Source organism: Bradyrhizobium lablabi, assembly GCF_018131005.1.
Taxonomy (GTDB): Bacteria; Pseudomonadota; Alphaproteobacteria; order Rhizobiales; family Xanthobacteraceae; genus Bradyrhizobium; species Bradyrhizobium lablabi_D.
The window spans coordinates 1072662-1085344 of the sequence record NZ_JAFCJK010000001.1; the positions used below are offsets into that span (position 1 = coordinate 1072662).

Here is a 12683-nt window from a genome sequence, read left to right on the forward strand (position 1 = left end):
GCAGCGCAGCTCGTGTTCTGGCCTGGCCGGAGATTTGGACAAACCGTCCTTAAGAGTGGGTTATTTCAAAAGGATACTGATGGACCGTTTGGCCGCCATGGAAGCCTTTGTCCGCGTCGTCGATACCGGATCATTTTCGGTCGCCGCGCGGCAGCTTCGTATCGGGCAACCAGCGGTCTCCCGAGCAATTGCGCAACTTGAAGCGCGTTTGGGAGCGCGGCTCTTATCGCGCTCGACGCATGGCCTTGCTGCGACCGAGGCAGGGCAGAATTTCTACGAACATGCCAAGCGGTCTATCGAAGAAGCAGACGAGGCCGACCTGGCGGCGCGTGGTGCCGCTGCCGCCCTTTCTGGGCGGCTGCGGGTCAGTGCGGCCGTGACATTCGCTCGTCTCCACGTTATCCCGTTTCTGGGCGAATTTCTTGCAGCGCATCCAGCACTCGATATGGACGTCGTATTGGACGATCGCAATGTCGACCTGATCGACGCCGGCATTGACGTTGCGTTGCGAATGGCCGAGCTCACCGACTCTGCTCTGACTGCGCGAAAGATCGGGCAGGCACGTCGTCTGCTGCTCGGTACCCCGGCCTACTTCGAAAGAGCGGGCGAACCGAAGCTACCAGCCGAGTTGAATAGCCATGAGGCCGTGATCTACGATGTGCGAGGCGGCGGCTCGGATTGGACATTTGTGCGGGGGGCGGCCCAAGCGGCGGTGCATCTTAAAGGCCGGATCCACGTCACGGCGGCGGAGGGCGTCCGGGAGGCGGTGTTCGCCGATCTCGGTTTGGCGGTGGCGTCGGAGTGGATGTTTGCGCCAGAGCTATCGTCAGGGCGCGTAAAGCCAGTACTCCAGGACTGGTGCCTTCCGTCGATTGATCTATGGGCGGTTTTCCCAACAGGCCGGCAGGCAGGTGCCAAGGCACGGAGCTTTATCGATTTCATTGAAAGCCGTTTAAGCAGAGCAAAAGGGTCCGAAGACGAGGGAGCAGCGAATGGCATCGGCAACACCTGACGGATGCGGCGCCTCGGCTGCGCAGGCCGGCCTCGGCAATGCTGCCGAAATCTTCGGAGTGCTGTCATGCCGCCATCGTTGGCAAAGCGCGAATCAAAGTTGATGGACTCGGAGAGGAGTCGATCCGGTACGGATCACCAGCTGCGCCGGACGCCGTCAGACAGAGCACATACCGCCGTCGACCAGAATCTCGCTGCCAGCCACGAAGTTACGGTGGATCGATGTCGATGGCGAGACAGGAACGCCCGGTCATTTCCGCAGCAATCCTTACGAGTCTCTACCCAGCGACAGCAACGTTCCGGGCTCGGCATTGAAGCTCAGCGCGCCGCAATCCAGCAATTTGCGGCCAATGAGTCACTTGCGATCAGTGCAGAGTTCGTCGAGTTCGAAAGCGCAAGGGGGCCGACGCGCTCGACAGGCGGCCGCAGCTTGCAGCGGCCTTAGCTGCAGCCAAGGCTTCGAAGTGCAGCGTAGTTCTCGCAAAACTCGATCGGCTTTCCCGCGATGTGGCCTTTGTCGCTGGCCTGATGGCCCAACGCGTCCTCTTCATTGTTGCTGAGCTGGGACGGGATGCTGATCCTTCATGCTGCATCTTTACGCTGCTTTGGCTGAGAAGGAACGGCGGCTGATCTCGGAACGGACGAAGGCGGCTCTGTCAGCGAAGAAGGCGAGCGGGATAAGGCTCGGCAACCCCCACAATCTGGGGTCTGGCCGGCTCCCGCGGACGTGCAATCCAGGTCGCGGCAGCGGACGAATTCGCCCAAACCGTGCTGCCGGTAATCCGGGCGATCCAGGCGGCAGGCACCGCAAGCTTCGCATCAATCGCCAGCGTTCTCAACGCGCGCGGCGTCAAGTCAGCCCGGGGCGCCAAGTGGCACGTGTCCTCGGTCGCGAACGTGCTTGGCCGGACGCCAGGCTAGCGTCAGCCCAGTCGCCTTTTATAGACGGGAAGAAATGCGAGTGCCCCAATCCTAGGCTCGCAGGCTTAACCCGTCTCGGTCCGGAGCAAGCCTTGTCAGAACTATTAGCAAAGTCATCGGCTTCGTCCGAAAGGGGCGGACAGGCATTACCCCTTTCGGCCCTCCGCCGCAGCGTGCAGCATCGCGCATAGTCGGACGACGTTAGCGGCCGTGAGGCTGCGCATCTTCTCAATTAACGCGTTCGCGGGGCGAGAATGCCAGATCGCGGCTAAACGCGGGACTGGCGACAGCAGGGAGGCTCGTTCACTCGAGGTCATAGGCCTCTGACGCTGAGAAAATGGCGCCGACGCGCGGATTGGACAGCAGCGTCTGGCCTGCTTGAAGGACGTTGATCTTTCCCTGTTGTACGAATTCGACGTAGTAGCAATCCTTGTCGAGCTTCGCGATGTGCCGCTCGCGTCGCGCGATCCGCTGCTCCGATAGCAAGACGTCCGTCACCGTAACAGCGCCGAACCGCGCTTCTCGGATAAAGCCCTGATAGTCGGATAGTTTATCGGCGCTGACATCGACATGGACATAGACGTCGAAAATAGCTCCTTGCCAAGCCGCATAACGCTTGGACGGCTCCAGGTCCTCCGTCGTGAACACGAGATCCATCAGTGATCCATCCGGCCGAGAGCTCAGGGCCTTTGTGCGTCGCACAAGAGGTTGGAGGACCGGAGCCTAGATGTGCAGCGGCTGCGCGCAAGCCAACTTTGCGCGCAAACGCAAAAGCTGTGCGCTCCGGGACAAGCGTCCGCTTGGTCCGGTGGGCTATTGAGAACAAAAACGGGAGGATGCATTCTCGCGCGCACCGACACGACGTAGGTGGGCGCGATCTGCTTTTCCAGGGATGCAGCAATGGATGTTGCCTTGCCCTCGCCAATAACAACGAGGTTTACGAGACTTGTCACGTCCATTGCCGACGTCGAGGCGTTGGAGCGATTGCCATATGACTCTCTCGTGCCTGCGTGCAATCTCTATCACCTCTTCGAGGCCACAGCGCGATTACACCCCGACAGGCAAGCGCTGACAGTTCTGATGCCCGACCAATCCGGCCAAGTCAGCCTCACGCATCGTCAATTGCTCGTGGCGATATCCCGCGCGGCGAATTTATTCAGGTCGTGCGGAATTGCGCCGGGTGGTCCCACCATTGCAGTGCTGTGCCCAATTCTGCCGCAGATATTTCCGGCCCTGCTCGGTGCACAGGTCGCGGGCGTCGCCAGTTCGATCAACTATCTGCTGAATGAAGATACGATCGTCCACCTACTTAAAGGCCAGAACGCGACAGTTCTGGTGATACCATCAGAATCGGCCGATCCGGTGATCTGGCAGAAGGCCATCAACGTAATTGCGCGCGTGGAATCTCTGCAGAAGATTCTAGTCGTAGGAGAGAGTCGAAGTCCCTCGGGTCGCTTCATAAGTTTCGACGAAGCGACTTCAGATCACGGGGGTTCGCTTGATTTCAAGCCCTCGGATGATCGGCAGACGGTGTGCGCACTTTTTCACACCGGTGGAACGACCGGTCGCCCTAAACTCGTTCGGCTGACACATGGCAATCAGATTCATGCCGCTTGGGGATTCGCGCAGGTTCATGGGCTGATCGAACTGGATGTCGCTTTGAACGGCTTTCCGCTGTTTCACGTCGGTGGCACCATAACCGTAGGTTTGTCGATTCTTGCCGCCGGTGGACACGTCATCATCCCCTCGCCCTACAGCCTCCGAGGCCCGCAGGTCATTCGCGACTACTGGTATACCGTTGCGCGCTTTGGTGTCACGATTGTAAGCGGTGTACCGACGTCGATCGCTGCACTGGCCGAGGTCCCTATCGGGACTTGCGATGTGAGGACGGTCAGGATGGCGCTGACCGGAGGCGCGGTGCTCCCGAAGGCGGTCAGCGACCGCTTCCAGGTCCGGACGGGAATCAAATTATTCGAAACTTACGGGATGACCGAAACGGCGGCAGCGATCGCCTTTAATCCGGGGCGTGGAGAGCCGCTGCAAGGCAGCGTCGGGTTCAGAGCACCGTTCTCAAAAACGAAGATCGTCGCGCTCGGCGACACGGACGTGAAAAAAGAATGTCCGCCGCTTTCGAGCGGCCTGGTGCTGGTCAGAGGCCCGCAGGTCTTTCCGGGATATGTCGATCCCAGGCACAACCGGGGCGTCCTGACGGATGATCACTGGATCGTCACGGGCGACGTCGGCTATCTTACCAAGGACGAACGGTTAGTTCTCACGGGCCGCGAAAAGGACTTGATCGTCCGGAGTGGCCACAACATCGACCCTGCCGCGATCGAAGACGTCGCGAACGCATTTCCCGGGGTGCAGATGAGCTCCGCGGTCGGCATGCCGGATGCTTATGCCGGCGAAGTCCCTATCCTCTTCGTGGTGCCATCGCCGAACCAGACGATCGATCTGGCACAATTGCGCGACCATCTTGAACTCAACGTCCATGAGCCCCCGGCGCGACCGAAGCGTGTCGTGTTGCTGGATACACTTCCGGTCACTGCCGTCGGCAAGATCTTCAAACCGATGCTCCGTGATCTCGCCGTTAAGGAGAAGGTGCGGGCGGAAATCGACGAGCTCTTTGGTTCAGCCACTAGCGCGGATATCCAGGTGGAGAAGGACGACAAGCTGAATACGATCGTCCGTGTCTCGGTCGGCTCCAGCGATAAGGCGTTGCTAAGCAAGCTCGCCGTGAGCCTGTCGGCGCTGCCCCAAGCGTATCGAATAGAGAGTATTTCGCCTTGAGCTTTGATGAGAGCAAGCAATGAAACGCGTTCGGTTCAGTCAGCAGGAAATCGTGTTCGCGGTTTTCACGGTACTGTTTCTCGTATTTTCGATCTTTCTCCAAGGCTTTCTCACCGCCGACAATATGCTGACGCTGCTGCAGAACGTGGCCGTGCTCGGTATTCTCGGCCTGGCCATGGCGATCGTCGTGATCGGTCGCGGCATCGATCTCTCGCTGATTGCCGCGCTCGCGGTTCCTGGCGGCCTCGTGTTGCAAATGGTGCAGAACGGACACTCGCTGCCAGCATCCGTGTTGGCCGCATTCCTTCTATCGATCGCGATTGGCGTCGTCAACGGATGGCTCATCGCCTATGCCGAAGTTCCGCCGCTGTTTGCTACTCTCGCCACCGGCCTCTTTGTCGCCGGACTTGGCCAAGCGGCGCTCTTCCAGCTCGACGTCGTCCAGTGGAGTGACGGCATGGCGGGGTTTGAGCGGCTCGGACAAGGTAGCATCCTGGGCATCCCGACTTCGATCGTCATGTTTGCAATTGCCTGTATCGTGGTGTTCGTGGTCCTGCGCCGTACCCGTTGGGGAGCTTACATCTATGCTGTCGGCGATAATCCGTTTGCCGCGCGCGTCACCGGCATTCCGTCCAGGCCGATCGTCGTGCTCCAATATGTCCTGGCGGCGCTGATCGGCTGCTTTGCCGGGCTGGTGATGGCGGCTTCCGTTAACTCCATGCCGACCCGGATCTTCAATTCGACGCTGATCTACGACGTTATACTCGTCGTGGTGCTCGGCGGCATCGGACTCTCTGGAGGACGCGGTGGCGTTGTCAACGTCATCATTGGCACGCTGCTGATCGGGACCATGCTGAACGGAATGACCATCCTGGATATTCCCTATGCTGGGCAGAACCTGATCAAGGGCGTGGTCCTCTTGATCGCTGTCATCACTGACACGTTCTTGAATCCACGCAATGAAGAAACGGCCCAGCAAGGCGACATCTGATTCGCCGAGACATCAAAAACATCAACCAAGGAGGAAACAATGGTGTGCGATCATAAATTTGCGCTCGGAAGTATCGCTGCGTTGACGTTGGCAACTGCCGCGGTCCCGGCGTTCGCCCAACAGGGGTTGGACGAACCGTTCCAAAAACCCTTCCGGGAAGCGCTTGCCGGCAAGACGGTCGCCTATGTGCCGGTCGCGATGAACTTCGATCTCACGGAAGGTTGGTACGCGGGCCTGAAGAAAGAGCTCGAGCCTTACGGCGTCAAGTTCGAGATTCGCGATCCTAACTGGAACACAAATGCCGGCGCCCAGGCCGTCACCTCGCTGATTTCCGAGAAGCCGGCGGTGATGGTGATACATAACCCCGACGTTCAGACTTACGCCAAGCTGCTGCAGCGCGCTGAAAACGAGGGGATCTATGTTATCCAGATCAACATGGGCTCGGCCTACCGCAGCTCGGCCTTCGTCGGCGCAAACTGGATCGAGATCGGCGAACGTCAAACCGAGGGCGTGGTGAAGGCCTGCCAAGGTAAGTCGAACAAGATCGCGATCATCCAGGGCGCGCTCTCAGCGGCGGCGAGCGCCTATACGCTGAAGGGCGTCGAAAACGTGCTCGCCAAACATCCCGATATCAAGGTCGTCTCCAGCCAGGCGGCCGACTGGGACGCAGCAAAGGCCAAGGCGATCACGCAGACGGTTCTGAAGCAGAATCCCGATCTTTGCGGCATCGTGGGCTTCTGGGATGGCATGGACATCGGCACTGCGGCCGCCATCAAGGAAGCCGGGCTCACCGGCAAGGTATTTTTGGCGACCTCGGGTGGTGGAGAGCGCAAGGGCGCCTGCGAGCTCGTGAAGAACGGCTCATTCGATCTCAATATGAGTTATGACGTGCCGACACAGGCGGCGCAAATGGCTGGAACGATCAAGTGGCTGCTGTCTTCCGGGGCCAAGCCGGGCTCGGTCAAAGGTTCGGAATACACGACGCTCATTCCGATTACCAAGGAAAACGCCGACAGCCAGACGGCGTGCTGGAATCTCTCCGATCTCAAGAAGTAGTCGCCACATGGACGCGCGTTCCGGGCTGATGGTCTGGGACGCGCTTTGAATCGTTCCCTGCAAGAAGAAGAATTCGACGGAAGGCAGATGCACGAGATACTGACTCGGTTACGATATCGCTACTGGCCGGACCATCTCCTCGGCGAGATCCTGTCCAAGAGGTGGACCGAAACTGCCATTCCGGTGATTCTGCTTTTGACTGTCGGCTTCGCACTCAGTCGTTCGCTCGAACATTTCCTGTCCCCATCAAGCCTCGCTGATACCGCCCGCCAGGCCGGAGAGATCGGCTTCATCGGTCTCGGAATGGGGCTCGTCGTCATCGTCGGCGGCATCGATCTATCGGTGGGATCGATGTTCGCGCTGACGGACTTCTGCGCGCTCTATCTGCTGGACGTTATGGGCTGGCCGGTTCCGGCCGTGATCATTGCCACCATGGTCTTTGGTGGATTGCTCGGTGCTGTGAACGGAGTCCTGATCGGATATCTGCGGCTTCGTGCCTTCATCACCACGCTGATCACGCTGATCATCTATCGTTCGGCATTCGATCTTTTGATCCAGCGCTATTCGAACGCCATCGCGTCGGCATTTCCCGACATTCCATCCTGGAATTTCATCGGTGGCGGAGACGTCTTTGGCATTCCGAGCGTCGCCCTCGTCTATATCGCCATCGCCATCTTTGGTCACATCTTCCTGACGCGCTTGCGGCCGGGCTGGCACATCACGGCGATCGGCGGATCGCGCCGCTCGGCTTACAATTCTGGCATCCCGGTGCGGCGAACGATCGCGCGTTGCTACGTCGCAAGCGGGGTGCTGACGAGCATCGGTGCCCTTTTCTTTGCGGCCCGCCTCGGCACAGTTGGTGGCGACATAGGCGTCGGCCTTGAGGTCATCGTGCTGACGGCTACCGTTCTTGGCGGCATCACCTTGGGCGGTGGAAAGGGATCAGTTGTCAAATCGCTCGTGGGCGTACTGGTCGTTCTTCTCATCACCAACGGACTGACGGCGATGAACGCACGCGGCGGCGTCAACCGCATGGCGCTCGCCACAATTCTGCTGGCCGCCGCGATGATCGACATCCGCTGGCAGAAGAATCGCACCCGCATCATCAGCAAGGTTTACGTCGCACCGACCTACCATGCCTTGCCACCCCCTCCCCCGACCGAGATCGGTCAAGGGGGACCGTTCGAGCAGAATGACAAGCTGCGCGACGTCTCGCTGATCGGGCTCGGCCGGATCGAAGCGCCCGAGGACGTCATCCTCGACCGAAACGACGTGCTCTATGCCGGATCACGCCACGGCGACATCATCCGGTTCTTCCCGCCCGATTACGAGACCATGGAGGTGTTCGCGCACATTGGCGGTCAACCGCTCGGCATGGCGTTCGACCGGCAGGACAACCTGTATGTCTGCATCGGCGGCATGGGACTCTATCGCGTCAAGCCCGACGGGACCGTAGAAAAGGCCACGGACGAGACCAACCGCAGCATGCACTCCATCAACGACGACAGCCGCCTCCGGCTTGCTGACGATCTCGACATCACGGATGATGGGTTGATTTTCTTCTCCGAAGCCACGGTCCGTTACGAGATGGACGAATGGCCGGTCGATGGACTGGAAGCCCGCGGCAACGGTCGTATCATTTGCTACGATACCAAAACCCGCGCAACGCATACTGCGTTGCGCGGGCTCAAATTCCCGAATGGCGTCGCCGTAGCGAGCGATGGGCAATCGATATTGTTTGCGGAGACGTTTGGCTGCTCGGTCAAGCGGTACTGGTTCGCCGGGCCGAAGAAGGGAGCCGTCGAGGTCGTGATGGACAACCTGCCGGGGTATCCGGACAACATCAACCTTGCCTCGGACGGCAGCTACTGGTTGGCGCTGGTCGGTATGCGCAGTCCGTCACTCGATCTGGCCTGGAAAATGCCCGGTTTCCGGCGGCGCATGGCCAAGCGGGTTCCCGTCGACGAATGGCTGTTCCCGAACATAAACACAGGCTGTGTCGTCAAGTTCAACGAACAAGGCAAGATCCTCGAGTCCTTCTGGGACCTCAAGGGCCTTAACCATCCGATGATCACGTCGATGCGAGAGCACCGCGGCTACCTCTATCTCGGAGGCATCGCTAACAACCGGATCGGCCGGTTCAAGCTGGAGAACGCCGATCCGGATTTCGTGCAGTATGACAAGCGTTGGAGGATGCCGTCGTGATTGCCGCCGTTCGTGACTTCGCCAACCGCGTTCTCGGCCGCGGAGACGCGACCATCACCGTCCCGTCGTTCGACGGGGCGTTGAAGCCGAACCAACTGCTCGAGTCGGCCCAAACGCTGTTTGAGTGCGAGGCGCCGGAAGATCTCGCCACAGACGGCAATTCACTCCTCGTTGCCGACGGAGCACGGCTCCTGGGTCTGACTGGATCATCGCCGACGGTCGTTCGAACTTTCGAACGACCGATCTCCGCCCTCGCGGTCTTGCCATCCGACGCACTTGCTGTGGCGTTGGGCGGGACTGAGGTCCACATTTACGATGACATCAAAGCCAAGACTCCGGGGTGGGAGTTCTCTGGCGAGCTGCATGCCGTCAATGCTATCGCTCCGATGCCCGACGGGACGCTGATCGCCACCGACGGTTCGTCCCTACGTAACGTCGGCGATTGGGCCCGGGATCTGATGGAACTCGGCGAGACCGGTCGAGTCTTTCGGCTCGATCCGAAGACACGCACGACGAAGCAGGTTGCGGGCGGGTTAGGCTACGCGTTCGGCGCCGTTGCAAGTGGCGGCGACGTGCTCGTCAGCGAGAGTTGGCGGCATCGTTTGATTTCGATCGCACCCGACGGTTCGCGCAGCGTCATTCTGCGGCATCTGCCTGTCTATCCCTCGAGGCTCGTACCTGCTGCCGACGGCGGCTTCTGGCTCACCGCGTTCACCGCTCGCACGCAGTTGGTGGAGTTTGTGCTTCGCGAACCGGCCTACCGTCGCCGGATGATCGCCGAGATCGATCCAGAATACTGGGTTGTTCCGCGGCTCAGGTCCGGCAACTCCTTCAAGGAGCCGCTCCAGGGGGCGCACATCAAGACCATGGGGGTCATGAAGCCATGGGCTCCTCCCCGTTCTTACGGTCTCATCATTCGGCTCGGAGCGGATGGACTGCCCCACTATTCGCTCCACAGCCGCGCTGATGGCGTCAATCACGGCGTCGTCGCTGCGGTCGAATTCGGTGACGACCTCATCGTTATTGCAAAGGGACCGGGACGTATACTCAAGCTGCCGCTTGCGGCTCTCGCCAAGGAATTCACCGTATGAGCGATATTGCCCTGTCCCTGTCGAAGGCCACCAAGCTCTATGGCGGCGTGCCGGCGATTGACGACGTCGATTTCGATTTGCGGCGCAGCGAGATCCACGCAATCGTCGGCGAAAACGGTGCAGGCAAGTCGACGCTGACCAAGGTCATGGCTGGTGTCGTGACGTTGACATCCGGCGCGATGATGATCGACAGCGTCGACGTCGCCCCGCGGACACCGCTGGAGGCGCGGAATCTCGGCGTTGCGATGGTGTTTCAGGAGAACAGCCTCGTGCCCACGATGACCGTGGCGCAGAACCTGTTTCTTGGTCAGGAGAAGTTCTACAACCGTCTGCGCGGCATTTACATCGCGGCCCAGCAGTTCCTCCAGTCGCTCAACTTCGATGTGACGCCCACGGCGACGGTCAGCGGGCTCGGCGCGGCCAAAAAGCAGATGGTCGAGATTGCTCGCGCCGTCCTGCACAAGGCCAAGGTGATCATCTTCGACGAACCCACCGCAAGTCTCACGCCGGAGGAGAAGAAGTATTTCTTCGACCTGGTGCGGGATCTGAAGAAACGCGGCGTCTCGATCATCTTCATCTCGCATGCCCTGGAGGAAGCTCTGCTGCTGGCGGATCGCATCACCGTCCTTCGGGACGGAAAGCATGTCGTGACCGACGATGCATCGAAGTTCGATCGTGCGCGCATCGTCCATGCGATGGTGGGGCGCGACCTCTCCAACACGCTCTACGGCGCGCGCAAGGACAAGGTTCGGCCATCCGGTAGGCGGGTGCTGACCGTCCAGAACCTCAAGATGGCGCCCATGGTGAAGAATAATTCGCTATCAGTGTTCGCCGGTCAGATCACGGGTGTCTTCGGACTTGTCGGCGCCGGTCGTACGGAGACATTCAAGATCGTGTCGGGTGTCTTTAAGCGCGACTTCTTCCACGGCGGAGAGGTTCTCCTCAACGACAAGCCTGTGCGCTACCGCGTGCCTGCGCCGGCCGTGAAGGCAGGCATCGCCTACGTGACAGAAGACCGCAAGGTCGAGGGTTTCTTCGAGACGGCCTCGATCGCGCGTAACGTCTATCTGGGACTCCTTGCCAAGTTTCCTGCGGGACGCGCATGGTTTTCTCAGCGCGAAAGCAACGCGGTCGGCAAGACCTGGATCGAACGCCTCAAGGTTCGCGCCATTGGCAACGAGGGCAAGGTCGTCGAGCTCTCGGGTGGCAACCAGCAGAAGGTCGTGATTGCCAAGTCGCTGATCCAGGATCCGGAACTGATCATCTTCGACGAGCCTACGCGAGGCGTCGACGTGGGCGCCATCGTCGAGATTCACGAGCTGATCAGCAGGCTCGCCGATGAAGGCAAGGCGGTTGTCGTGATCTCCTCCTACCTACCGGAAATAATGGCTCTATCAGATCGGATCCTCGTTTCCCGACAAGGCAAAGTTGTTGAGGAGTTCTCCGCGCTTGAGGCGACCGAGGAAAAGATCATGTACGCGGCGATCCATTGATGAGATTAGTGGGCTCTCGGGAGGTCCTTATTTGACCAAATCCGGTGCGGAATGGCCGCTTTGTCGCTGAACAAACCATCGGGAAGAGGCCGAGGTTGGCTGAAGGGTGACTTGATTGTAGCAGCGGCTTCGACGCGAGCGGTCGTGAGCGGCGACGGCGGCAACAGCTGTAGGCGAAGACCCGTCGGTGCGGGTCATTGTCATCACAGGGGGTATACCCGGCATCTTCATTCGTCACTACGACGTCCGGGAACTCTCCGACGCGGGCGCTGCTCCGCGCTCAATCGCGTCGTATTGGCATCTTTCCAGGTGGCGGCGGCACGCAGCGCTTGCCCAGGATCATCGGGGAGGCCCGGGCGCTCGAAATAATCCTGCGGGGCCTGACCGTGACGGGACCGCGTGCTCACGAAATCGGGATTGTGCATGAGGTCGTCCCTGACCCGCTCGCGCGTGCCCTGGAGATCGGCGCCGAACTATCGAGCCGAGGGGCCGAGGGCCTGGCGTTCGCCAAGCGCCTCACCCGAGCAGCGCTCGACTGTCCTCTGACCGAAGGCCTGGCCGACGAGCGCAAGAGTTTTGCCGCGGTGATGAGGACGGCCTCGGCCCGTAAGGGCTTGCAGGACGGCCGCCCGCCGACCGAAATCCAGAAGCTCTAACGTCGTTGCTTCTGAGGTGGGCGGACGTCGGAATTCGGGGCTAACTTTCGTCGCCCACGGCCGCCACAACAAAATAGCGCCGGGAAAGCTCCGTAGATTAGGCCTTTCTGCACGCCGGGAACTCGACGGTGTAGTCCCCAGTTGTAGCCCCAGAGGCGCCGAATGCGGATCATCCAGCTGCTGAGCATGGCGTCAGTTCCGGTCGCACCTTGCCACGCGTTGCCACACTCCCGCCCTCCTAACAAACTTTGGATTAATTATATGATTTCGTGCAGTTGTGCGGTCGAGCGTAGCCAAGGCCGCGCGTGGCGCACGAAGAGCTTGCAACCAACTTCGAGCCGACGCCCGACGCCGGAGTCTGACAGATGGTGCAGCAGTCGCTGAACGTCGCCTACTCGGACGATGGCTCTCAGGTGTTGTGGGAGGACGGCGAGCGCGTGTTCAGCCGCGGCTGGCGACTGGACGACAA

At 60.1% G+C, this 12683-nt stretch carries 10 protein-coding genes and 1 pseudogene; 10 read left to right on the forward strand and 1 reads right to left on the reverse strand.

Annotation, left to right across the window (positions count from 1 at the left end):
• Window positions 1-79: 79 nt before the first annotated feature.
• From JQ553_RS04990 to JQ553_RS35050, 3 genes and pseudogenes are all read left to right on the forward strand, one after another.
• The gene (locus JQ553_RS04990) at window positions 80-1012 is read left to right on the forward strand and encodes a LysR family transcriptional regulator (RefSeq protein ID WP_212498735.1); all 933 of its coding nucleotides are present in this window, start codon (window positions 80-82) and stop codon (window positions 1010-1012) included.
• A 458-nt stretch (window positions 1013-1470) separates the two neighbouring features.
• Window positions 1471-1641, forward strand: a pseudogene (locus JQ553_RS35045) (hypothetical protein); the annotation flags it as partial.
• On the forward strand, window positions 1596-2123 hold the full coding sequence (locus JQ553_RS35050; RefSeq protein ID WP_312015087.1) for a recombinase family protein: 528 nt from the start codon (window positions 1596-1598) through the stop codon (window positions 2121-2123). The pseudogene JQ553_RS35045 and the gene JQ553_RS35050, both read left to right, overlap by 46 nt.
• Before the next feature lie 112 nt (window positions 2124-2235).
• Here JQ553_RS35050 and JQ553_RS05000 read toward each other — a convergent pair whose 3' ends face one another.
• Window positions 2236-2589, reverse strand: a complete 354-nt coding sequence (locus JQ553_RS05000; protein WP_249143918.1) for a hypothetical protein — start codon at window positions 2587-2589, stop codon at window positions 2236-2238.
• Between the two features lie 243 nt (window positions 2590-2832).
• On the opposite strand from JQ553_RS05000, the gene JQ553_RS05005 reads away from it, so the two are divergent.
• From JQ553_RS05005 to JQ553_RS05035, 7 genes are all read left to right on the forward strand, one after another.
• On the forward strand, window positions 2833-4722 hold the full coding sequence (locus JQ553_RS05005) for an AMP-binding protein (protein ID WP_249143919.1): 1890 nt from the start codon (window positions 2833-2835) through the stop codon (window positions 4720-4722).
• A gap of 19 nt (window positions 4723-4741) precedes the next feature.
• Window positions 4742-5713: an ABC transporter permease gene (locus JQ553_RS05010; protein ID WP_212498736.1), complete on the forward strand. Its 972-nt coding sequence runs from the start codon at window positions 4742-4744 to the stop codon at window positions 5711-5713.
• 39 nt (window positions 5714-5752) lie between these two features.
• The gene (locus tag JQ553_RS05015; protein WP_212498737.1) at window positions 5753-6769 is read left to right on the forward strand and encodes a sugar ABC transporter substrate-binding protein; all 1017 of its coding nucleotides are present in this window, start codon (window positions 5753-5755) and stop codon (window positions 6767-6769) included.
• An 87-nt stretch (window positions 6770-6856) separates the two neighbouring features.
• Complete coding sequence (locus JQ553_RS05020) at window positions 6857-8974, forward strand: ABC transporter permease subunit (RefSeq protein ID WP_212498738.1); 2118 nt, start codon at window positions 6857-6859, stop codon at window positions 8972-8974.
• Entirely contained in the window at window positions 8971-10065 is a 1095-nt protein-coding gene (locus JQ553_RS05025) for a hypothetical protein (RefSeq protein WP_212498739.1), read from the forward strand. The genes JQ553_RS05020 and JQ553_RS05025 overlap by 4 nt, the downstream gene beginning before the upstream one ends.
• Window positions 10062-11558, forward strand: coding sequence for a sugar ABC transporter ATP-binding protein (locus tag JQ553_RS05030; RefSeq protein WP_212498740.1), 1497 nt, complete (start codon window positions 10062-10064; stop codon window positions 11556-11558). The genes JQ553_RS05025 and JQ553_RS05030 overlap by 4 nt, the downstream gene beginning before the upstream one ends.
• Before the next feature lie 197 nt (window positions 11559-11755).
• Entirely contained in the window at window positions 11756-12214 is a 459-nt protein-coding gene (locus JQ553_RS05035) for an enoyl-CoA hydratase/isomerase family protein (RefSeq protein ID WP_212498741.1), read from the forward strand.
• The last annotated feature ends 469 nt before the right edge of the window (window positions 12215-12683 follow it).